This window comes from Streptomyces blattellae, assembly GCF_009709555.1.
GTDB classification, from domain to species: Bacteria; Actinomycetota; Actinomycetes; order Streptomycetales; family Streptomycetaceae; genus Streptomyces; species Streptomyces blattellae.
This window is the reverse complement of sequence record NZ_WJBG01000127.1, coordinates 39907-62320: the sequence shown is the minus strand read 5'-3', so window position 1 is coordinate 62320 and position 22414 is coordinate 39907. Positions and strand designations below refer to the sequence as shown.

Annotated in this window: 14 protein-coding genes; 12 read left to right on the top strand and 2 right to left on the bottom strand. The window is 72.3% G+C overall.

What is annotated here, in order from left to right:
* Positions 1-22 precede the first annotated feature (22 nt).
* The 5 genes from GFH49_RS11715 to GFH49_RS11695 all read left to right on the top strand — a co-directional run bounded on the left by GFH49_RS11715 (position 23) and on the right by GFH49_RS11695 (position 10162).
* Positions 23-4027, top strand: coding sequence for a GTPase (locus tag GFH49_RS11715; protein ID WP_155055780.1), 4005 nt, complete (start codon positions 23-25; stop codon positions 4025-4027).
* A complete protein-coding gene (locus tag GFH49_RS40960) occupies positions 4024-5985 on the top strand; it encodes a GTPase (protein ID WP_155055779.1) in 1962 nt (653 codons plus the stop codon). The genes GFH49_RS11715 and GFH49_RS40960 overlap by 4 nt, the downstream gene beginning before the upstream one ends.
* Positions 5982-7052 carry a toll/interleukin-1 receptor domain-containing protein gene (locus tag GFH49_RS11705; RefSeq protein ID WP_155055778.1) on the top strand — a complete coding sequence of 357 codons (1071 nt, stop codon included), beginning with the start codon at positions 5982-5984 and terminating at the stop codon, positions 7050-7052. The genes GFH49_RS40960 and GFH49_RS11705 overlap by 4 nt, the downstream gene beginning before the upstream one ends.
* Positions 7049-9367, top strand: a complete 2319-nt coding sequence (locus GFH49_RS11700; protein ID WP_155055777.1) for a TIR domain-containing protein — start codon at positions 7049-7051, stop codon at positions 9365-9367. Before GFH49_RS11705 ends, GFH49_RS11700 begins: the two co-directional genes overlap by 4 nt.
* 75 nt (positions 9368-9442) lie before the next feature.
* On the top strand, positions 9443-10162 hold the full coding sequence (locus GFH49_RS11695; protein WP_155055776.1) for a hypothetical protein: 720 nt from the start codon (positions 9443-9445) through the stop codon (positions 10160-10162).
* 67 nt (positions 10163-10229) lie between these two features.
* On the opposite strand, the gene GFH49_RS11690 is transcribed toward GFH49_RS11695, so the two are convergent.
* A complete protein-coding gene (locus GFH49_RS11690) occupies positions 10230-10955 on the bottom strand; it encodes a CBS domain-containing protein (RefSeq protein ID WP_196217945.1) in 726 nt (241 codons plus the stop codon).
* Between the two features lie 572 nt (positions 10956-11527).
* Complete coding sequence (locus tag GFH49_RS11685) at positions 11528-11746, bottom strand: hypothetical protein (RefSeq protein ID WP_155055775.1); 219 nt, start codon at positions 11744-11746, stop codon at positions 11528-11530.
* Positions 11747-11938: 192 nt separating this feature from the next.
* On the opposite strand from GFH49_RS11685, the gene GFH49_RS11680 reads away from it, so the two are divergent.
* The 7 genes from GFH49_RS11680 to GFH49_RS11650 all read left to right on the top strand — a co-directional run bounded on the left by GFH49_RS11680 (position 11939) and on the right by GFH49_RS11650 (position 22411).
* Positions 11939-12403: a cyclic nucleotide-binding domain-containing protein gene (locus GFH49_RS11680; RefSeq protein ID WP_155055774.1), complete on the top strand. Its 465-nt coding sequence runs from the start codon at positions 11939-11941 to the stop codon at positions 12401-12403.
* 24 nt (positions 12404-12427) lie between these two features.
* Positions 12428-13162 carry a CBS domain-containing protein gene (locus GFH49_RS11675; RefSeq protein ID WP_155055773.1) on the top strand — a complete coding sequence of 245 codons (735 nt, stop codon included), beginning with the start codon at positions 12428-12430 and terminating at the stop codon, positions 13160-13162.
* 404 nt (positions 13163-13566) lie between these two features.
* Entirely contained in the window at positions 13567-17265 is a 3699-nt protein-coding gene (locus GFH49_RS11670) for a nitrate reductase subunit alpha (RefSeq protein WP_155055772.1), read from the top strand.
* Position 17266: 1 nt separating this feature from the next.
* On the top strand, positions 17267-18802 hold the full coding sequence (gene narH / locus GFH49_RS11665; RefSeq protein WP_196217944.1) for a nitrate reductase subunit beta: 1536 nt from the start codon (positions 17267-17269) through the stop codon (positions 18800-18802).
* Positions 18799-19590: a nitrate reductase molybdenum cofactor assembly chaperone gene (narJ, locus tag GFH49_RS11660; RefSeq protein ID WP_155055770.1), complete on the top strand. Its 792-nt coding sequence runs from the start codon at positions 18799-18801 to the stop codon at positions 19588-19590. Before narH ends, narJ begins: the two co-directional genes overlap by 4 nt.
* Complete coding sequence (narI, locus tag GFH49_RS11655; RefSeq protein WP_155055769.1) at positions 19587-20369, top strand: respiratory nitrate reductase subunit gamma; 783 nt, start codon at positions 19587-19589, stop codon at positions 20367-20369. Before narJ ends, narI begins: the two co-directional genes overlap by 4 nt.
* A gap of 563 nt (positions 20370-20932) precedes the next feature.
* On the top strand, positions 20933-22411 hold the full coding sequence (locus GFH49_RS11650) for a sugar transferase (protein WP_155055768.1): 1479 nt from the start codon (positions 20933-20935) through the stop codon (positions 22409-22411).
* Positions 22412-22414: the final 3 nt, after the last annotated feature.

Here is a 22414-nt window from a genome sequence, read left to right as displayed (position 1 = left end):
GTCGGACGGGGGCGAGGCGGACATGGACGAGTCAAGGCTGGGGGCGGCCGCGGCGCGGGCGGTGGCGGAGAGCGCCCCGCTGGCCCGGGATCTGGCGGCCAGGCTGCGGGAAGTGGAACGGACCGTGGGCCGGCCCACGGATCTGTCCGGCGGCGCGGCCCTGACGGAAGAACAGCGTGCCCTGTACGCCGAGGACCGCCGGCTGCGGCGCCGTGCCGTCGAACTGGTGCGGGAACTGGCCGGTGGCCGGTTACGGGCGCTGGACACCTTCAACGTCGTCCTCTTCGGCCGTACAGGGGTGGGCAAGAGCTCGCTGGTCGAGGCGCTCATCGCAGGTGACGGGGCGCGGATCTCCCCGGGCCGACCCGACCACACGACGGAGGTGGAGGACGTCCGGTGGGCGGGTCTGCGGCTGTTCGACACGCCCGGCACCAACGGCTGGGGGCGTGCTGGCGACAACCGGCACTTGGAGGAGGCGGCCAGGCAGGCCGTCCTGGTGGCCGACGTGGTGATGCTGTGCTTTGACGACGACAGTCAGCTGGAGGGCGAGTTCACGAAGGTGGCCCAGTGGGTCCTGGCCTACCGCAAGCCCGCCGTGGTCGTGCTGAACTGCAAGGTGCCGATCTGGCGCGACCCGGATCAGGTGGCCGAGCGCGCGGTCCGGGTCCACCTGTCCACGACCGTGGCGCAGCACGCCGGGCACATCCGCGAGTGGCTCGCGACCTGTGGGCTTCCGCACGTCCCCGTGGTCGCGCTGAACACCCAGCGCGCCGTCGCCGCCCGGGCCACCGAGCCGTACCGAGGCAAGGACGGGAACAGTATCCGGACCATGCGGCGCCGGGCCGACCGGGCGACGCTCCTGAGACGGTCCAACCTGCCGGTCCTGGAAGCCCTCCTCACCGAGGCCGTCGGCAGCGGCGCGGCGCAGCTGCGCTACGGCGGTCTGCTGACGCAGACGGCGGGCGCGCTGGGCGGGCTCGCCGGCGAACTCGACAGGGCGCTGGCCGCACCGGCCCTCGAAGGTGCCAGGACGATCGAGGCGGCCCTGGAGGAGCTGCTGGGTGTCCTGGGTCTTCCGGAGGACCTCCTCCCGCCCGGGGACGACACCGGGAACGGGGATGACACCGGGAACGGGAACGGCACAGGAAACGGGAACGGCACCGGACCTGACGCGGCTCCCCGGGTCGCTCCCGGTGGTGAGGGGGGTTCCGGGGGCGTATCGGCGCCGGACCGGGACAGCGAGGACGCCTACGCGGGCATGCTGCGCGCCCTGCGGGAGTTGCAGAGGCTGCGGGGCGGGTCCTTCGCCGTGCCGGCGCGTGCGGAGGCCCCCGCCCACCTGGACCACCTGCTCGCCGCCGGCTTCGGCAAGCTTCGCGGCACGCTGCAGGCCCGCGCCGAGAACTTGGTGGAGAAGGCATTCCGGGAACGGAAGGAGCTGTCCCGGGAGGAGTTCGACGCGGCCGTGTTCAGGCCCGGCGAACTGACGGCGGTGATCAAGGAGGCGGTCGGTTCCTTCACCTCCTACCTGGAGAGCCGCGTCAGCCTGGTCGTCGACGATCTCAAGGCGGGGCTTTTTGAGGTGGACGCTCAGGTGGGCGGCCTGGGGAAGGAGGTGAAAGGGAAGGCAGGGGCCGGATACCGCGCGTTCGGCCGCGGCGCCGGCTACACCAGTGCGGGAGCGGGCCTGCTGTCGGCCGGTCTCTCCGTCGCCTCGGTGGTGTTCCTGTCGACCCCGGTGGGCTGGGCCGCCGCGGCCGGGCTCGCCGTCGTCGCCGGAGCCGGCCGGCTCGCCGCCCGGTTCGGTCTGCGGCGCGGGCAGCAGCTACGGGACGCGGCCCGGGCGGACCACCGGGAAGAGGTGCGCGAGGCCGTGTACCGGGAGGTCGAGGCGTTGCGGGAGCGGGTCGCCGCACACTGCACGGGCATGGTGCGGCATGCCGTACTGGCCGAGGCGGGACCGCTCGTCCGGCAGGCCGTCGCCCTGCGCCGCATCGCCGAGGCCGCGTCCCGTGACACGGCATGGCTGGCCAGGACGGTGGACGAGCTGCCGCAGGGCCGCGCCGCCGCCGACATCCTGGCGGAGGCCATGGGGCGTGCCGAGGCCGCCGCCGGTGTCACCCATCCCGCCGAGGCCGACCGGTTCTGGCTCGGCGCCGACTGGTGCGACGACCCGCACAACCTCTCCGAGGGGGACAGGGCCGCGGAGGGCCGGCGCCGGTGGCGGCCGCCCCGCTTCGCCCCGAACGTCCTGGACCGGCTGCGCGAGATGTTCCGGCGCGACCCGCACGGCCCGGCGCCGGGCGCTGGAACGGAGTGGCTCGGGGCGCTGCACCGGAAGCTCGCCGGTGACCCCCACGCGGCCGGTCTGCTGGCAGAACTTGACGCGCTGGCCGCCGACCCGAGGCCGCGGATCGCGGTCGCCGGAAACCTCAGCACCGGGAAGTCGGCGTTCATCCACCGTCTCCTGGTGGAGTCGGGCCAGGCCGTTCCCGAGTCGCTGACCAGCGCGGCCGGTCCCGAGACCTGGCGGGCCGTGCACTACGACTGGGAGGACCTGATCCTGATCGACACGCCCGGATTCCAGAGCGGGCGGGAAGGCCACTCCGAGGCCGCCCGCACGGCCCTCGCCGACGCCGCCGCCGTCATCCACCTCTTCTCTCCCCTCATGGCGGTCGGAGAGCGCACCGATCTCCTGCTCCTGCTGCGAGGCGCACCGGGGTCGGGACACGTCGGCAAACAGGGCCGGATCCTGTGGGTGATCAACAAGATCGACCGGATCGCCGTCGCCGGAGACGCGGACGAACTGCGCGCCCACATCGGGCACGCGGAGAGGGAGCTGGCCTCCGCGCTGGAACGAATCGCCCCGACCCCCGCCGGCCGGCCTCCGCACCGTGAGCACATCGTGTCCATGGCGGCCGCACCGTACGGCCTGCGCTCCGCACACAGCCGTCACTACGACGACTTCCGTGCGTGGGACGGCTTCCGGGACTTCGCCGCGTCCGTACGGAGGCTGCGCCTCGCCCTGGAGCCGAACGCCAGGGACGTCACCCTGCTGCACGGCGGGGCCGCCCGCCTGGATGTGCTGCGCTCCCGGACCCTCAGGCACGCGGAGGATCTCGAACGCAGAATCACCGAGACGGGCCGGCTCGCCGACGAGGCGGCGACGGGCGCCCGCACCGGACGGGGCCTGGTCACCTCGATGACCAGCAGGGCCGAGCGCCTGGCGGTCGCGTTCACCACCCGTCTCGTGCACGAGACGCTGGAAGCGGGCGTGGACGCACCGGTCCGCAAGGCCAGGGGCAGGCGCCTGGAGTCCTGGGCCGAGGACAACGAGTTCGCCGGTGACTGGAAGCGGCACCGCGCCGACTGCGAGCGGGAGGCACAGGCGTGGCTGACGTCGGTGGCGAACGCCGTGGAGCGCAGGGCCGCCTCGCCGGCCTACGCCGCGGCGTTCCCGGACACCGGGTCCCGCGCCGACCTCTCGTTCCTCTCCAGGGAGTCGCTGCGGGCCTGGAGCAGGGAGGTCCTGGCGGGCGCCACCGTCGGTCTCACTCCGGCCGCCGAGCTGCGGCCCGACGATCTCGTCGCGCTGGCGGCGCACTTCGACGTGGTGCTCGACGCCGGGCAGCTCGACGACCTTCTGGCGGATGTGAACAACGTCGGCGTCTTCCTCAAGATCGCCAACGCCGTCAGCATGATCAGCGCTCTCGGCGCGGAGGCCGGCCGTGAGGCGAAGCTGGAGGCGTCCCGCGTCTCCCTCCTGAAGACGATGCGTGAGTCCGCCAAGGCCTGGGCGCGGGGCGTGCGCGGCGGTTGCGGCGCGGTGGAGGAGGTGTGCGGCCGGCTGGAGTCCCTGACCGTGGAACTGACGGGCAGACAGGGCGAGTTGCTGGACGAACTCACGGCGACTCGCCGACGCGCGGAACGGTACACCGCAGCCATCGAGGGGGCCCGCCTGCGGCTGGGCGATCCCGCGGGCGACCGGCACACCCACGACGGGCGAAGGAAGGGCGGACGGCGATGAACACGGCCGACAGCACCAGGAACACCCCCGCCGACTGGCCGGACCGCGCCCTGGCCGCCGTCCGGAAGGCGGTGGGCGACCGCGCGGCCGCGGTCCTGGAGGGGGAGTGGGCCGTCCGGGAGGCCGATCCGGACGTGACCGTGGTGCTCTACGGCCCGCAGAACGCGGGCAAGACCAGTCTGCTGCGCCGCCTGCTGGCGGAGGACGGCACCCCCGTCCCCGCATGGGCGACCGTGAGCGGAGGCAAGGAGACCTTCGGGGCCGACGCGGTGCGCTCCGCCGGACTGCGCTACGTCGACACCCCCGGCGTGCAGGCGGGCGACGCACTGCACGCGGAACGGGCCGGAACCGCCCTGCTGGAGGCCGACGCGCTGCTGCTTCTCCTCGGCCGGAGGCTGTTCGGCGGGGCGGCCACGGACCTCCTGCCGCTGGTCACCGGCGAGGCCGTCGACCCGGATCACCCCCGGCCGTTTCCCGCCGGTGCCCTGTTGCCGGTGGTGTGCAAGGCCGACCTGTGGGGGAAGGGGGCGGACAGCGATGAGTTCGCCGAGGAAGCCGACCTCACCCGCGAGGACTTCAGGCATCAGCTCGCCGCCCGCATGGACGAGCGGCGCATACCCGACCTGCACGTCGTGGTGGCCGACTACGCCACCCTCAGCGCCCGGATCGATCCGACGGACCTGCGCCGCGAGCACTTCCTCTCCTTCGGGGAGCGCGACGGTGTCGAGGCTCTGCGGGCGGGGCTGCGGGCGCTGCCCGCGCGCAGGGCGGAGTTGCGGGCCGGGGCCCGGGTGCGGTTCTGGTGCCGGCACGCCGCTCGCGCGCTGGACGGGGCGCGGATCGCGCTTGCGGAGGCCGAGGCCGCCCGGGACGGCGCCCGGCGGGTGGACGCCCGTTTCGCCCTGCTGGAGAGCCGCCTCGACGCGGTGCGCGAGACGGGCCGGGTGGAACTGCGTGCCGCCGTGCGGGAGGAACTGCTGCGCGCCGCCGACTCGGCCGCCTCCGCCGAGTCGGCGGAGGAGACCGCCCGCAAGCGTCTCGCCACGGCTGTACGGGGCTGGCAGGCGCGCTGGACCGGAGAGGTGCAGCGGCTCGTGCTCCAGGGCAGGGCGGAGGCGGTGACCGTGCGGACCGCTCCGGGCATGCGGGCCTTCCACGCCTACATCGACGACATCCGCGCCGTCCTCGCCACCGCCGACCGTCCCGCTCCCGCCAGGTCCGCCGCCCCGGACGTCACGACTGCCGTCGTCCTGGGCCTCGGCCCCCTGGCCCACGTCGTCACACACGAGCTGCGCAGGCGCCGCCAGGAGCACATCGGCGAAGCCGTGGGCCAGCAGCAGAACAGGACGGCGGACCCCGGGGCCGGTCAGGGGGCGGACGCGGTGACCGCCGGCCAGACCTCCGCCGTGTCCGATCCCTACGCCTACGCCTACGCCGCCTACCCCGTGCCCGATGCGCCCGGTCTGCCCGGCCACGACGGTCCAGAGGCCGGCACCGGCGGGTTCTCCGACTCCGATGCGGCGGCCTCCGGCCCGGCGGACACGTCCACGGTGGGCGGTTCCGCCGTGGGTGACGCGGTGGACGGAGGCGCGACGACCGGCGGTCCGGCAGCGGACGGCACAGCCGCCGGTGACGTCGGGGTGGGTGATACGGCGATCCTGCTCGGGGAGCAGGCACTGGTGATCGCCGTGTCGGAGATCCGCGATCTCGTCCGGCGCAAGCGGGCGGAACAGGCCGAACAGCGCCGCGCCGAGCGGCGCGAAGCCGCCGAGAAGGCGACCGAGCGCATCGCCGCGAAGCTGGAGGGCCCCTGGCTGAGGGCGCTGGAGCGGGCCCGTGCGGGCATCCGGGCCCAGCGTCCCGACACGGCGACCACGGCCCTCGCCGAAAGTGAACTGGCCCAGCTGGACGGTGCGGTGAAGGAACTGGAGAAGGTGCTGAGAGAGGTGCCGCTGTGACCACGACGACGGAGCCCGTGCCGCTTGTCTTCATCGGCCATGTCGCGGACGACCGGGACGCGTTCGTGGAACCCCTGGCCCGTGAGCTGGCCGAACGGGGGGTCAAGGCGTGGGTGGAGTTCTGGGAGGTCCGGCTCGGCGACAGCCTGACCGGACCCGTGTTCACCGACGGCGTGGACGAGGCGGACTGCTTCGCCCTGGTCCTCTCCCCGCTGTGGCATGAGAAACCCTGGCTGCGGGAGCAACTCGACGCGACCGCGCACCGGCGCGTCCAGGACCGGCGCACGCTGATCCCCGTGCTGCTCGACGGAGTGCAGGCACCGCCGTCGCTGCGCCACCTCAGGGCGCTCTCCTGCCCTCGCAGCCCCGAGGGCGCGGCCACCGCCGCCCGCCGGATCGCCGACCTGCTGTACGGCGTCGACCCGCGCCCCGTCGTCACACCGCGGCCGGGACGCCCGTACCCGGGTCTCGGACCGGACTCCCCGCCCACGCGCGCAGCGCCGCAGGCATCCGTGCCGCACACAGCGCGGCGGCCCGCGTTCCCGGGGCTCGCGGACGCCGAAGTCGGCTTCCTCCAGAGCATCCTTGCCGTGGCGCTGCGGGAGGGGAGACTCGGACCGCTGCCCTGGGCCGAGGTCGGCGCCGCTCTGCCGGAGACCGGGCCGGACCCGGCGACGGCGAGCCGTACCCTGGCCCGTCTGGAGAGAAGCGGGCTGGTGCGGTCCGGGCGAGTGGGGGAGCAGGTGGCATGGTGCGAACTCACCGACCGCGGTTACCGGTTGACGGCTTCTCGGGTTGTGCCCGACCTCGACGACGCCGAGCGCCGGCTGGTCCTGGCCCTGGCCCGTCGCGAACGTCCCCCGGGCACCCGCTCCCGTGGCCGGGACACAGCCGAACTGGCGGAGGCGGCGGGGACCCACGTCCTGGTCGCCGACCGGTTTCTCGCCGACCTTGAGCAGAAGGGGCACGTGACGGTGCTGCGCGGGGGCGGCCGCACGCTCGTCACGGACGTCGATCCGGCGCTCGGCAGCTGGGCTCGTGAACTCGGTGAGGAGCAGCGGAGATGACGGACGGTACGGTGGCGGACACGGCCGCGGGGCAGGTCTTCGTCAGCTACGCGGGGCCGGACCGGGCGTGGGCCGAGTGGGTCGCCTGGGCGCTCCAGGAGCACGGCTTCCGGGCCACCCCGGACCTGTGGGACTGGCGCATGGGTGAGCGCCTCGACGAACGGCTGGGCGACGCTGCCCGGAGCGGCGTGCTGGTTCTGCTGCTCTCCCCGGACTACCTCGCGTCGCCGTGGGCGAGGGCCGAGTGGAGCACCGTGCTCGCGGGGCCGGGGGCGCGGGACCGGCTGCTGCCGGTGGAGGTCGAGCCGCTGCCCGCCGTCGGCCTGCCGCCCGAACTGCTCGCGGTCCAGCGGCTGCAGATCTTCGGGCTGCCGGAGGAAGAAGCCTCCGACCGGCTGGTTTCCGCCGTCCGGCAGGCGGAGCGCCGCTTCGCCCCGCTGGCCGCCGAGGGCTCCGGCACGAGCACCGCCGTCGAACGCCCGGTCCCGGACCACAGGTCGCCCTCAGGGCCGCCCGCCGCCACGGCACCGGCCCCCCGCCTGCCGAGCGCCACGACACGACCCGGTGTGTCGAACGTACCGGCCGACCCGCCCGGCGTCCCGGACCGGGAGTCGCTGCTGCAGCAGCTCAGGCTGGAGCTGAACACCGCACATCTCGCGTGTCTCTCGCTCGGGCGCGGCCCGGACGGTGTCGGCGCGGACGACGTCGCCCGGGAATACGAGGCCCGCTTCCGCAGTCAGTACGACCTCGTCTGGTGGGTGGACGCCGACGACGCCGACCGGGTCAGGGCGTCGTATGCCGCACTGGCCACCAGGCTCGGTCTGGTCGTGGACGGCGGCGCCGACGCAGTCATCGCAGCGCTCTTCGCCCGTCTCACGCAACGGCCGCGCTGGCTGATCGTGTTCGACCGGGCGACCGCCCCGGAGCGGCTGACGGGCCTGCTGCCGCCGGAGCCCGGCCATCTGCTGCTGATCCCGGCGCACTCCGGCTGGCTGGAGGGCGCCCACCGGTACCGGAGCTCCGCACCGCCGCCCGCCGGAGAGACCGTGCCCCGGCCCCCGGAACCGTCCCGGCCGCTGCGGATCCTGGCGGTCGCCACCGAGTGGGCGTCGCGGCTCGGCGGCCTGAGCACGTTCAATCGCTGCCTGTGCCGGGCCCTCGCCGCCGCCGGAGCGGAGGTGTACTGCCTGGTGCCCAAGGCCGACCGGGAGGAGGAGGCGGACGCGGGACGGCACGGCGTGGTCCTGGTCGAGGCGCAGGTGCCGCCCGTGTGGATGGGTGAGCTGTCCCTGTTGCGCAGGCCGGAGAAGCTGACCGTGGTGCCCGACGTGATCCTGGGGCACGGCCGCGTCACCGGGCCGGCCGCCCAGCTCCTGCGTGACCAGCACTACACGGACGCCCAGTTGGTGCACATCATCCACATGCTGCCGTACGCCCTTGAGCACCTGAAGGAGGACCGGGCGGACGACCCCGTGCAGCGGGCCGACGAGCGGACCGAGGTGGAACTGGCTCTGGCCGGCTCGGCCGACCACGCCGCCGTTGTGGGTCCCTACCTGCACAACAAGTACGCCCGGTACTTTCCCGGGCGGGAGTCGTCCAGCACCACCCTGCACTGTGTCTACCCGGGCTTCGACATGTACGCGGAGACGAGCTTCGGCGCCACGGCCCCCGAGCGGCGGAGCGTGCCCGCCGGCGACCCGGCGGTCCTGGTCTTCGGCCGTGCCGAGGACGTCCGGCTCAAGGGCCTCGACCTGGCGGCAGAGGCGCTCGGCCGGTTCGTGGGGCGGACGCACGGCGACCGGAAACTGGACCTCGTCATCCGGGGCCTGGCGGCCGGTCAGTCCGGAGCCGAACTGCGTGAGCGCATCGAGCGGCACGCGGGCAGCGGCGATCTGAGCATATACATCAAGCCGTACCGCACCGAGAGCCGTGTCCTGGCCTCCGATCTGACGGCCGCCAGTCTGGTGCTGCTTCCCTCCCGCGGCGAGGGGTTCGGCCTGTCCGCCGCGGAGGCGATCGCCGTGGGCACACCGGTCCTGGTCAGCTCGGCCAGCGGGCTCGGCCGGCTGCTGCGCGAGACGCTGGGCGTGCGGGAGGCCGCGCACCACGTCGTGGAGACCCGGGACGACGAGCAGGACGCGGAGCGCTGGAGCCGCGCTGTGGAACGCGTCCTCGACGATCGGGAGGCGGCCTTCCGCCGGGCGGCGCGTCTGCGCGAGCACCTCGGGAAGAGCCACACCTGGTACGCCGCGGCGGCCTCTCTGCTCGGCCGGCTGCGTGACCGCGATACGGTCGTCGCCGCGGTGCCGTCGTGACCGCGGTGGCTTTGGCGACGACGGCACACGTGGGCAAGGGCGAGGCAGTCACAGAGGCGTTTCAGGGGGAGCGACATGCTGGCGGGGGCGATCGGTGATCTCATGCTGGGGCTGCTGGCCAGCTGCCTGAGCGGCCTGGCGGTGTGGCTGTGGCAGCGCGGCAGGCACAACCGGGATCTGCGGGTGCGGATGCGCGTCGTCGGCGTCCGTCCCGGCGACACCTGCCTGATCGTGATGAACAACAAGTACGGCGCTCCGGGCACCACCCATCACCACGACGTGCAGGCGATGATCGAGGCGGCCGTCCTCAGCCACAGCCTGCGGTGCGAGGTCGAGATCGTCCGCAGCGACGACTTCCGGGGCAGCAACGGGGACAAGCCGGAGTTCTGCATCGGGGGCCCGCTCGGCTCGAACGTGCGGAGCGCGGGCCATCTCGCCCACAGCCTTCCCGGCGTCCTGTTCCACCCCTACACGCATCCGGACCATCCGCTGGCCATCGAGGCGGACGGCGAGCGCTACCGCTGGGTCCGCCGGAACGAGGGATACGCGCTGCTCGCGAAGTTCACCGCTCCGGGCGGGTCCCGTCCCGTCCTCCTCATCTGCGGGCAGAGCGCCGTCACCAACCACGCCGCCGCATACTTCCTCCGCCACTCGTACCGACGGATAGCGGACACCGTTTCCTCCACCGAACGCTTCTGCCTGCTCCTGAAAGTCCCCTCGATCGGCACCTACGGCTTCCAGGGGGTCACCCTGGAACGCGACCTCAGCGACACGGCCTTCGCCTCCGGGGCGTAGCGCTCCCCGAGAGCACGGACGTGGTGGTTCCGTGCCGGCTGCCGGCCCGCGCCCCGGTGCCTCGGGGTCACCGCTCCGGAAGCCAGTAGTGGGCGATCCGGCGCGAGGGGTGTTTCTCGGGCGGGCGGGTGTCGTCGATGCGGAACGTGAGGCTGTTCATCACGCCCACGACGCCATCCACCTTCCAGACCAGCTGGACCACGAGCGGGATGTCGCTGCGGTGCTCCATGCGGCCCTCCAGCGTGGTCACTCCGTCGCGGACGGACACGATCACGGTGTGGGGCGGCAGGCACATGGCGCGGGTCAGGACCTCGTCGATGACCTCCTGGCGGATCTCCTCGTCGCTGCGCAGGAAGACCCGCAGCAGGTCGCGGCGGGTGACGATGCCGATGAGGCGGTCTTCCTCGTCGACCACGGGCAGCCGTTCGACGTGGTGCTGTTCCATCACTCGGGCCGCGTCCGCCACGCGCTGTTCCGGGTGCACGGTGATCGCGGGCGTCGACATCAGGTGCCCGGCAGTCGTGGCTCGGGCTTCGGCGGTCGCGCGCCGCGCCTTGCGGCGCAGTGCGGAGAGCCGGAAGCGGCGCCCCGGGGTCCGTACGGCCTGAGCCGCCTGTCGGCGTATCAGGTCGGTCCCGGAGATCACGCCCACGACCTTGTCGTCGTCGTCCACCACCGGCAGGCCACTGATCCGATGCCGGTCCAGCAGCCGTGCCACATCCTTGAGCGGCGTCTCCCGGCGGGCGGCGTTGACCTCACCGGTCATCACCTCGCCGACTTTGCGGGTCTTCACGGCGGTCTCCTCCTCTCCTGCACGTTCCAGCGGAGCGCGGCCGATCTGTGGTGCGTACGACGCCCGCGGGCCTCCTCGGACACCACCGGGAGCCGCGCCCCTGCGGTGTGCACCGGGGCCGGAACTCGCGGGCCGAGCGACCGGTTCGGCCGGTGCCGTCCCGCCGTTGCCGTCCCTTCGGGGCCCTCCCGGGCCCGGGTAGCCGACTCCTCGATGCCACTTCAGCCTCGCGCGCATCGCTTCGAGGGCGCATGGGCCGACCGGCCCGGGCTCCCGGGCCGAACCGTCCTCTCATCGGCCGGTCCTGGCGGGACCGACGGGCCGGCGTGCCGAAGCCCTGATGGTGAGGCTTCCGAGACGTCCTCCGCTCTTCCGCAGCCGGCGGTTCAGGTCCGGTTGCCGGATTCGGACGGTCCTCGGCGTCGTCGGATGGTGCCTGGCGAACTCGATCAGCCGGTCGTACGCCGTCGGTGGGTGTCCGGCGGCGGAGGGCCCGTCGCCGCGAACGAGTACCACGGAGCGGGCGGTCCCGGCGACCGGCCGTTTGGGGGAGCACGGTGAGCCCGCCGGGGTCACAGGGCTCGGTGACGGACGAGGGTCCGATCGGGGCGGGGGTACGTCTCGATCACATCGGTGGTCGGAATGGCCGGCACCTGCCGGGGGACCCGGCGGCGCTGCGCCCGCAACGCAAGCGCGTCGCGGATGGCGCTGAGCAGGAACGTGACCACCCCGCTGATCACCAGGAGGATGGCGGACGGCCGCCAGGACGAACGTGCCGGTGACGTGTGCACGGCGCTCACCCTTCCGCTGGAAGATCTCCCCTTCTCATCGAACCTCAGGCTCGGAGCCGGTGCAGCGTGCCGAAGGACTCTCACCCGGCGCCGGGTGGCCCGACCGTGGGGCCGAGTGGCCCATGGTCCGGTCCAGGAGGCTCGGACACGCTGGAATCGGTAGACTCGTACACCTTTTCTGGAGGCACGGCCATGAACGCCCCCGCCACCACCAGCATGCTGCGGGCGCTGCCCGCCGAGCACCGGAACCGGCTGATGCGGATCGCCCGTGAGGTGTCGTTCCCCCAGGGCACCCGCCTCTTCGAAGAGGGCGGGCACGCCGATCGGTTCTGGATCATCCGTACCGGCACGGTCGAACTCGACATGCGCGTGCCGGGCCGGAAGGCGGCCGTCATCGAGACTCTCGGACACAACGAACTCGTCGGCTGGTCCTGGTTGTTCGCCCCGCACACCTGGCACCTGGGCGCCGAGGCGACCAGCCCGGTGCGCGCGTACGAGTTCGACGCCACGGCGGTCCGCGCGATGTGCCAGGACGATCGCGCTCTCGGCGCCTCGGTCGCCCAATGGGTGGGCGACATCCTCGCCCACCGCCTGCGCTCGGCCCGAACCCGGCTGCTGGACCTGTACGCCCCATACGGCAGCGGCACCCCCCGCTGACACCGAACGCGTCAAGGAGGCGCTATGCACGGCACCCCGCACATCGTGAGCGATGTCATGACCCACACGGTCGCTGCCATCGGGCGCGGAGCCACGTTCAAGGAGATCGTGCGGATGATGCAGGAGTGGAAGGTCAGCGCCCTGCCCGTGGTGGAGGGAGAGGGCCGCGTCGTCGGCGTCGTCTCCGAGGCCGACCTCCTGCCCAAGCAGGAGTTCCGCGACAGTGATCCCGACCGGTACACGCAGCTGCGACGCCTCTCCGACCTGGCCAAGGCCGGCGCGGTGACCGCCGGTGAGCTGATGACCGCTCCCGCCCTCACCACCAGCCCTGATGCGACCCTGGCGCAGGCCGCGCGGACCATGGCGCGCGCCAAGGTCAAGCGGCTGCCCGTCGTCGACGAGGAGGGCATGGTGCAGGGCATCGTCAGCCGCGCGGACCTGCTGAAGGTGTTCCTGCGGCACGACGACGAGATCGCTGAGGAGGTCCGGCGGGAGGTCGTGTCGTATCTCTTCCCGCCGCCGGTGTCGGCCGTGCGGGTGGAGGTGCACGAGGGGGTTGTCAAGCTCCTCGGCCGGGTCCGGGACACATCCTTGGTTCCGGTGGCCGCGCGCCTGGTCAGGGCGGTCGAGGGCGTCGTGGACGTGGACTTCGAGGTGACGGGGAACGGTCGCTCGACGGAGTCGACGGCGTCGGCTGCTTCCCCCTCCGCCGAGGGGGCTTCCCCCGCGCAGGGTGACGCGAGCGCCTCTCCCGCGTGACCGGCGACTCAGGTCGCTCTGACGTACGACGACCGTGGCGCCGCCCGCTCGGGGTCGGGCGCGGATGTCTCGCGCGGCGGGAAGCCGGTCCGCGGGGCTTCGTACCGGTGGGCGCCCGGCTTGTGGGGCTGGCCTGGATGCCGTGCGGCCGGTGCCGGCAAGTCCTCCTCGACGCCGAGCAGACCGCGTCACACCGCACCAGCGTGAGGTGCCACGCGTCAGCTCGGCGCTGGTCTCGGCGGCCAGGGCCGGGGGAGCCGGCGCACCGGCCTGCCCGGCCGACCGGTCCCGTCACAGGGACCATTGGGCCCTGTTCCGGCAGCCGGAAGTGGGCCGGAAGGTCACCCGGTGGGGACCGCCGGCCCCAGGTGCGGGACCCCGTGCGCCGCTTAGCGTTCCCGGTCATGGAGAACGAACAGAACGCACGACGGCGGGAGCCGCGCACCGCGGAAGGCTGGCCGCTGGCGACTCGCAGGCTGCTCACCCGTCGCGAGGTGTCGGCCGACGGCCGCGCGGTGTTCGGTGTGAACGACGGGAAGTGGGAGGGCTTCTACCGGGACCGCTGGGCCCACGACAAGGTCGTGCGCTCCACGCACGGAGTGAACTGCACCGGTTCCTGCTCCTGGATGGTGTACGTCAAGGACGGCATCATCACCTGGGAGCACCAGGCCACCGACTACCCGTCGATCGGCGCGGACTGCCCGGAGTACGAGCCGCGAGGCTGCCCACGTGGTGCCTCCTTCTCCTGGTACACGTACTCGCCGAGTCGCGTGCGATACCCGTACGTGCGGGGCGCGCTGCTGAAGCTCTGGCGGGAGGCGCGCAAGCGGCTGGGCGACCCCGTGGCGGCCTGGGCCGAGATCACCTCCGACCCGGCGAAGGCCCGTGCCTACAAGCGGGCCCGTGGCAAGGGCGGCCTCGTGCGCGCCGGCTGGGACGAGGTGAGCGAGCTGATCGCCGCCGCGCATGTGCACACCATCAAGGCGTACGGTCCCGACCGCGTCGCCGGCTTCTCGCCGATCCCGGCGATGTCGATGGCCTCCTTCGCCGCCGGTGCCCGCTTCATGTCGCTGATCGGCGGCACGCTGCTGTCGTTCTACGACTGGTACGCCGACCTCCCCATCGCCTCACCGCAGGTCTTCGGCGACCAGACCGACGTACCGGAGGCGGCGGACTGGTGGAACGCCGGCTATCTGATCATGTGGGGCTCCAACATCCCGGTCACCCGCACACCGGACGCGCACTTCCTGACCGAGACCCGCTACAACGGCACCAAGGTCGTCGCGGTCAGCCCCGACTACGCCGACAACGTCAAGCACGCCGACGAATGGCTCGCCCCGCACCCGGGCACGGACGGGGCGCTGGCCATGGCCATGGGGCAGGTGATCCTGCGCGAGTTCCTCGTCGATCGTGAAGTGCCGTACTTCCGGGACTACCTGCGCACGTTCACCGACGCACCGTTCCTGGTGACCCTGCGCGAGAACGAACACGGTCTTGTCCCCGACGGGTTCCTGACCGCCGCCGATCTCGGACGGGACACGGAACACGCCGAGTCCAAGACCGTTCTCCTCGACGCGGCCACCGGCCGGCCGGTCGTGCCGAACGGCTCCCTCGGCTTCCGCTGGGGGGAAGCCGAGCCGGGCCGCTGGAACCTCGACCTGGGCAACACCGTGCCCGAGTTGAGCCTGATCGACCGTGCGGAGGAGACGGTGGCCGTGGCCCTGCCCCGCTTCGACGAGGGCGGCACGGAGGGCGGCTCGGTCATGGTGCGCGGCGTACCCGTGCGACGTATCGGCGGGCGCGTGGTGACCACCGTCTTCGACCTGATGCTGGCGCAGTACGGCGTCCAGCGGCCGGGACTGCCGGGCGAGTGGCCGTCGTCGTACGAGGACGCCTCGCAGCCGTACACCCCCGCCTGGCAGGAGACGATCACCTCGGTGCCGGCCGAGCAGGCGGCCCGTATCGCCCGGGAGTTCGCCCGCAACGCCGAGCGTACGCAGGGCCGTTCGATGATCGCGCTGGGTGCCGGTACCAATCACTGGTTCCACTCCGACACCATCTACCGGGCGTTCCTGGCGCTGGTGACCATGACCGGCTGCCAGGGCGTCAACGGCGGCGGCTGGGCGCACTACGTCGGCCAGGAGAAGATCCGCCCGATCACCGGCCTGCAGCACCTGGCCTTCGCCTTCGACTGGCAGCGGCCCACCCGGCACATGGCGGGCACGTCGTACTGGTACCTGAATTCCGACCAGTGGCGCTACGAGGCGTTCGGTCCGGACGAGCTGGCCTCCCCGCTCGGAAAGGGGCGGCTGAAGGGCAAGGGGTTCGCCGACTGCCTGGCGCAGGCCGTGCGGCTGGGCTGGACGCCCGGTCACCCGGGCTTCAACCGCAACCCGCTCGACCTGACGGACGAGGCCGCCGCCGCGGGCCGTCCGGTCGCCGAGCACATCGTGAGCGAACTGAAGGCCCGAAGGCTGAAGTTCGCCGCGGAGGACCCGGACGACCCGGCCAACTTCCCGCGCGTACTGACGGTCTGGCGGGCCAACCTGCTGGGCTCGTCCGGCAAAGGCAATGAGTACTTCCTGCGTCACCTGCTGGGCACGGACGCGGCCGTCCGCTCCGAGGAGACCCCGCCCGAGCACCGTCCGAAGGACGTGGTGTGGCGGGAGGACGCACCCGAAGGCAAGCTCGACCTGCTGGTCACCGTGGACTTCCGGATGACCTCGACCGGTCTGCTCGCGGACGTGGTCCTCCCGGCCGCCACCTGGTACGAGAAGGACGACCTGTCCAGCACGGACATGCACCCGTTCGTGCACGCCTTCACCCCGGCCATCGCCCCGCCCTGGCAGGCCCGCACGGACTACGACACGTTCCTGACGATCGCGGACCGGTTCAGCGAGCTGGCCGCCGAGCACCTGGGCACCCGCACCGACGTCCTCGCCGTGCCGCTGCTGCACGACACCCCCGACGAACTCGCCCAGCCCGGCGGGGTGGTGAAGGACTGGAAGACCGGGGACTGCGAACCGGTCCCCGGACGCACCATGCCCAAGCTCGTCGTCATCGAACGCGACTACGGCGCGACCGCGCAGAAGATGCGCGCCGTCGGCCCCCTGCTCGACACCCTGGGCACCACCACCAAGGGCGTCACCGTCCACCCGGACCAGGAGCTGGACGAACTGCGCCGGCGCTGCGGCACCGTACGGGACGGAGTCGCCGCCGGGCGGCCCTCCCTCGCCACCGCCACCGACATGTGCGAGGCGATCCTCGCCCTGTCCGGCACCACCAACGGGCGCCTGGCCACCGAGGGCTTCCGGGAGCTGGAGCGGCAGACCGGCAGCGAGGGCCTGGTGGAACTCGCCGCCGAGCGCGAGGCCGAGCGGATCACCTTCGCCGACACCCGCACCCAGCCCCGCTCCGTGATGACCTCCTACGAGTGGTCGGGCTCGGAGACCGGTGGCCGCCGCTACTCTCCGTTCGTCATCAACACCGAGCACCTCAAGCCCTGGCACACCCTCACCGGCCGCCAGCACTTCTTCGTCCAGCACGACTGGATCGCCGAACTCGGCGAGCAACTCCCCGTCTACCGGCCGCCGCTGAACACGCCCCGGCACTACGGCGACGAGCAGCTGCGCGAGGACGGCCGGGCGGAGGTCACCGTCCGCTATCTGACCCCGCACTCCAAGTGGTCCATCCACTCCAACTACCAGGACAACAAGCACATGCTCGACCTGTCCCGTGGCGGACCCACGATCTGGATGTCCACCGTCGACGCCGAGAAGATCGGCGTGAAGGACAACGAGTGGATCGAGGCGTACAACCGCAACGGCGTCGTCGCCGCCCGCGCGGTGGTCACGCACCGGATGCCCGAGGGCACGGTGTACATGTACCACGCCCAGGACCGCACCGTGAACGTCCCGAAGACCGAGGTCAGCGGGAAGCGCGGCGGCATCCACAACTCGCTCACCCGGCTGCTGCTCAAGCCCACTCATCTCGCGGGCGGCTACGCGCAGTTCACGTACGCCTTCAACTACTACGGCCCGACCGGCAACCAGCGCGACGAGGTCACCGTCATCCGCCGCCGCTCACAAGACGTGGAGTACTGACGTGAGGATCATGGCTCAGATCGCGATGGTGATGAACCTCGACAAGTGCATCGGCTGCCACACCTGCTCGGTCACCTGCAAGCAGACATGGACCAACCGCACCGGCGTCGAGTACGCCTGGTTCAACAACGTCGAGACCAAACCCGGCGTCGGCTACCCCCGCCGCTACGAGGACCAGCAGCACTGGAAGGGCGGCTGGACGCTCGACAAGCGCGGACGTCTCGTCCTGCGCTCCGGGGGCAGGCTCAAGCGGCTGCTGTCGCTGTTCTCCAACCCCGACCTGCCCGGCATCGAGGACTACTACGAGCCGGTCACGTACGACTACGACAACCTGGTCAGCGCCCCGGCCGGCAGGGACATCTCGGTCGCCCGCCCCCGCTCCGTCCTCACCGGCAAGCCCACCGCCATCACCTGGGGAGCCAACTGGGAGGACGGCCTGGGCGGTGCGCCCGAGCACGCCGGCGGCGACCCCAACCTCACCGGGGCCTGGGCGGAGAAGGTCAAGTTCGAGTTCGAGCAGACCTTCCTCTTCCACCTGCCCCGCCTGTGCGAGCACTGCCTCAACCCCACCTGCGTCTCCGCCTGCCCGTCGGGCGCGATGTACAAGCGGGTCGAGGACGGCATCGTCCTGGTCGACCAGGACCGCTGCCGGGGCTGGCGCATGTGCGTGACGGCCTGCCCGTACAAGAAGGTCTACGTCAACCACGCCACCGGCAAGGCCGAGAAGTGCACCTTCTGCTTCCCGCGCATCGAGGCCGGCCAGCCCACCGTCTGCTCCGAGACCTGCGTGGGACGCCTGCGCTACCTCGGCCTGCTCCTCTACGACGCCGACCGCGTCGGGGAGGCCGCCGCCACCCCGGACGAACAGGACCTCCTCGATGCCCAGCGTGGCGTGTTCCTCGACCCGCGCGACCCCGAAGTCATCGCGGCGGCACGGGAGTCGGGAATCCCGGAGGACTGGCTGGACGCGGCCCGCCGCTCCCCGGTGTACGACCTGGTCATGCGGTACAAGGTGGCGCTGCCGCTGCACCCGGAGTACCGCACCCTGCCCATGGTCTGGTACGTGCCGCCCCTTTCCCCCGTCCTCGACGCCGTCGACGCGGCGGGCGGCGACCAGGACGACCCCGACCACGTCTTCGCCGCCGTCACGCGGCTGCGGATCCCGCTGGAGTACCTGGCGGAGCTGTTCACGGCCGGGGACACCGATGTCGTCGCCGGAGTGCTGATGAAGCTCACCGCGCTGCGCTCGTACATGCGCGCACGCACCCTCGGTGAGCCGGGCCACGACACCTCGCTCAAGGCCGTCGGTCTCACCGCACGCGAGGCGGAGGACCTGCACCGCCTGCTCGCCGTCGCCAAGTACCAGGACCGATACGTCGTCCCGGCCGCCCACAAGGAGGACGCCGCCGCGCTCACCGCGACGGAGAACCGCTGCCCGGTCGAGACGTCCGGTGACGCCGAGCCCCGCAAGGTCATGCTCGGCATGCCCACCCTGCGCCGCCGTACGCCCGAAACCCCCGCCGGAGGCCGTCCGTGACCCCGCTGCCCGCAACAATCCCCGCACTCGTGCGCACCCGTGTGCGCGCCACCGTACGCCGCCCGACCCGGCTCACGCGCGAGGAGGCCGAGGCACGCACCCTGCTGCTCCGGCTGTGCTCGCTGCTGCTGCAGTACCCGGACGCCGAACTCGCCGCTGCCCGGCCGGTGCTGATGGACACGGTCAAGGCACTGCCGTCCTCATCGGCCGCCGGGCACCTGGCTGCCTTCACCACCTGGTTCACCGGCCAGGAACCCGAGGCGCTGGAGCGGCACTACGTCGAGATGTTCGACCTGCGCCGCAGGAGCAGCCTCTACCTCACCTACTACCTCCACGGCGACACCCGCCGCCGAGGCATGGCCCTGCTCACCCTCGCCCAGCGCTACCGCGCCGCGGGCTGGGACACCGACGGCGGCGAACTGCCCGACCACCTGCCGGTCGTGCTGGAGTTCGCCGCCCTGGCCGGACCCGGTGGCGGCGAGGCACCGCTGCGCCAGCACCGGCGCGGCCTTGAGCTGATCCACCGCGCCCTGACCGACGCCGACTCTCCCTACCGGCACGTCCTGGCCGCGCTGCTCACCCTGCTGCCACCGGCCACCGAGGCCGACCGCGCCGCGGTGGCCCGGCTCGTCGCCGAGGGCCCGCCCAACGAGGAGGTCGGCCTCGACCCCTACGGCACCTACGGCGACGGGGAGTTCGCGCCTCCGGGCACCTTCGTACCGCCGGCGCCGGCTCCGCCGACCCGTCTGCCGTCCGCCCCGACCAGTCGTAGGGAAGGCCTCCGATGAACGCCGTACCCGTCCCCTTGGCGGCCGCCCCGGCGAGCGGTGCCGATCTGCTGCTGTGGGTCGCCGTGCCCTATATCTGCCTCGCCGTGTTCGCCGTCGGCCACGTCTGGCGCTACCGGCAGGACCAGTTCGGCTGGACCTCCCGCACCACCCAGCTCCTCGAACACCGCTGGCTGCGCTGGGGCAGCCCGCTGTTCCACCTCGGCGCCTTCATGGTGATCGCCGGGCATGTGGTGGGGCTCGCCATCCCCGACTCGTGGACCGAGGCCGCCGGCATCAGCGAGCACACCTACCACAACACCGCTCTCTGGGGCGGCTCCGTCGCGGGCGTCGCCATGGTCACCGGACTCGGCATGCTCTGCGCCCGCCGCCTGCTGACCCGCCGGATCCGCCTCGGCACCGACCGCAGCGACAAACTCCTCTTCCCGCTGCTGTCCGCCACCGTCCTGCTGGGCATCACCGCCACCTTCGCCCACAACGTCTTCGGCGCCGGCTACGACTACCGCACCACCGTCTCCGTCTGGTTCCGCGGCCTGTTCGTCCTCCAGCCCCAGCCCGAGGCCGTCGCCGGCGCCCCGCTGCTGTTCCAACTGCACGCGCTGAGCGCCTTCCTGCTCTTCGCGGCCTGGCCCTTCACCCGCCTCGTCCATGTGTGGAGCGCCCCGATCGGATACCTCGCCCGGCCGTACCTGGTCTACCGGCGGCGAGCCACACCGGCCACGGCCCCGACGACCGCGGGCCGCACCCGGTCGGCCTCCGGCTCCCGGCGAGCCGCATGAGTCACGGCCCATCGCTCGCGCCGGACGCCGATGTCGAAGTCACCTGCATGTCTTCGTCGCTGAGGAGTTCGCGGGGCAGTGGTCCGTGGGCTTGGCTTCAAATCGTACGCACAAATTCCACACATCCTCTCTTCAGGTGGGCCTCGATGGTCTAGATTGACCGTGCTTCACATGGTGGGACACGAGCCGACAAATGATGATCTATTGGTCCGATGTCATGGACGGCCGGCGGCTGCGTCTTCGGCGTCAGACGTGGGGGTGATCAATTCGCGGAGCCCGAGAGGGGCTTCGGGTGCGGGGAGCATCCGAGGTTTCGACGGGTCGCCGTGCACCTTGAGCGGTCGGCAGGACGTGCGAGTCCGGTACCGCAGGGGCGGGTTGTTCACGCGGCGCTGAAGTAGCCGGGATGTCACGCGCGGGGCAGCAGTCCCCGCGGCGAGGAACAGCGCGGCGCGGGGGGCGGGGGCCTCCCGGGGGAGGAAGCGTGCGGGGGGCGGGGGCCTCCCGGGGGGAGGAACAGTGATGGGCGATCACGTCGTACCACTGGGAACCGGGGGGGTTCTGTGCGACAGGGGGGACTAGTCGGCCCTTTTTCGTCGGCTGGCGGGAGTCTGGCGAGTGGGGCAATCAGCCGGCCCACGATCGACTGGGAGCAGCGGTACCGCCGTACCGTGGTCATGAGCGACACCGTGGCCACCGCCTTCGTGGTGGCGGCGATCGGCAACTTCTTCGGGGTCCGGGACGCGGCCAACTGGCACGAGAAGTGGGGAATACTCGCATTCGGCACCTGGCTGCTGGTGCTGGGGGCGCTCGCGGTGAGCCGGTCGTGGGCTCCGGCCGTGCTCGGCCAGGGCGCCGAGGAATTCCGCCGGCTCGGACGCGCACTGTTCGCGGCGACCGTCGTACTGGCGCTCGGCGGGATCGCCCTCACCTCGCGCAACATCAAGCTCTGGATCTTCGTCGCGGTCCCCGCGATCGCGATCGTCACCATGACCGCGCGGTATCTGCTCCGCCTCCGGCTGCACAGACAGCGGAAGGAAGGCCGGTGCCTGAGACCGGTGCTCGCTGCCGGGAGCCCGGCCACCGTGCGCGACCTGATCACCCGGACCCGCAAGTTCCCGCACCTCGGCTGGCGGGTGGACGCGGTGTGCACGACGGACGCTCTCGGGCCGGGCGGTGACCGACTGGACGGAGTGCCGGTTGTCGGCCGGCTGGCGGACGTGGCGGGCCACGTCCGCCGTGACGGCTACCGTGTCGTCGCGATCACACCGGACCCGTACTGGTCACCGCACCGGCTGCAGCGGCTGGCCTGGAACCTCGAAGGCAGCGACGCCGAGATGGTCGTGGCCCCCGTGCTGATGGAGGTGGCCGGCCCGCGGCTGCACGTCGACGCGGTGCTCGGGATCCCGCTGCTGCGGGTCAGCATGCCGGCCTTCACCGGCGGTCGCCGCGCGGTCAAGGAGGTCGTCGACCGGCTGGCCGCGGCGATGCTGCTGATGCTGTTCGCGCCGCTGATGGTGTGCGTCGCGCTGCTCGTGCTGATGGACAGTCGGGGCGGGGCGTTCTACCGCCAGCGCAGGGTCGGCAAGGACGGCCGCGAGTTCACCATTGTCAAGTTCCGCACCATGGTCGCCGGGGCCCACGGGGTACGTGCCGGGCTCGCCGACCGCAACGAGGGCGCCGGCCTGCTGTTCAAGCTCCGCCGGGATCCGCGGGTGACCCGGGTGGGAGCAGTGCTGCGCCGGTACTCGGTCGACGAGCTGCCGCAGCTGTTCAACGTACTCACCGGATCGATGTCGCTCGTCGGTCCGCGGCCCCCGTTGCCGGAGGAGTCCGCCGCGTACGGCCCGGACATCCGGCGGCGGCTGCTGGTCAAGCCCGGACTCACCGGCCTGTGGCAGATCAGCGGACGCAGCGACCTGCCGTGGGAGGAGGCGGTCCGCCTCGACCTGCGGTACGTGGAGGACTGGTCGCTCGCCCTGGACGCAGTGATCTTGTGGAAGACGCTGCGTGCGGTGGTCCATGGGCAGGGGGCCTACTGATGC

Bases quoted from the DNA above. Each gene is read 5' to 3' on its own strand.
- GFH49_RS11675 (WP_155055773.1), top strand. From the start codon at position 12,428: ATGCACGGCACCCCGCACATCGTGAGCGATGTCATGACCCACACGGTC.
- GFH49_RS11715 (WP_155055780.1), top strand. From the start codon at position 23: ATGGACGAGTCAAGGCTGGGGGCGGCCGCGGCGCGGGCGGTGGCGGAG.
- GFH49_RS11700 (WP_155055777.1), top strand. From the start codon at position 7,049: ATGACGGACGGTACGGTGGCGGACACGGCCGCGGGGCAGGTCTTCGTC.
- GFH49_RS40960 (WP_155055779.1), top strand. From the start codon at position 4,024: ATGAACACGGCCGACAGCACCAGGAACACCCCCGCCGACTGGCCGGAC.
- GFH49_RS11670 (WP_155055772.1), top strand. From the start codon at position 13,567: ATGGAGAACGAACAGAACGCACGACGGCGGGAGCCGCGCACCGCGGAA.
- GFH49_RS11680 (WP_155055774.1), top strand. From the start codon at position 11,939: ATGAACGCCCCCGCCACCACCAGCATGCTGCGGGCGCTGCCCGCCGAG.
- GFH49_RS11695 (WP_155055776.1), top strand. From the start codon at position 9,443: ATGCTGGCGGGGGCGATCGGTGATCTCATGCTGGGGCTGCTGGCCAGC.
- narI (WP_155055769.1), top strand. From the start codon at position 19,587: ATGAACGCCGTACCCGTCCCCTTGGCGGCCGCCCCGGCGAGCGGTGCC.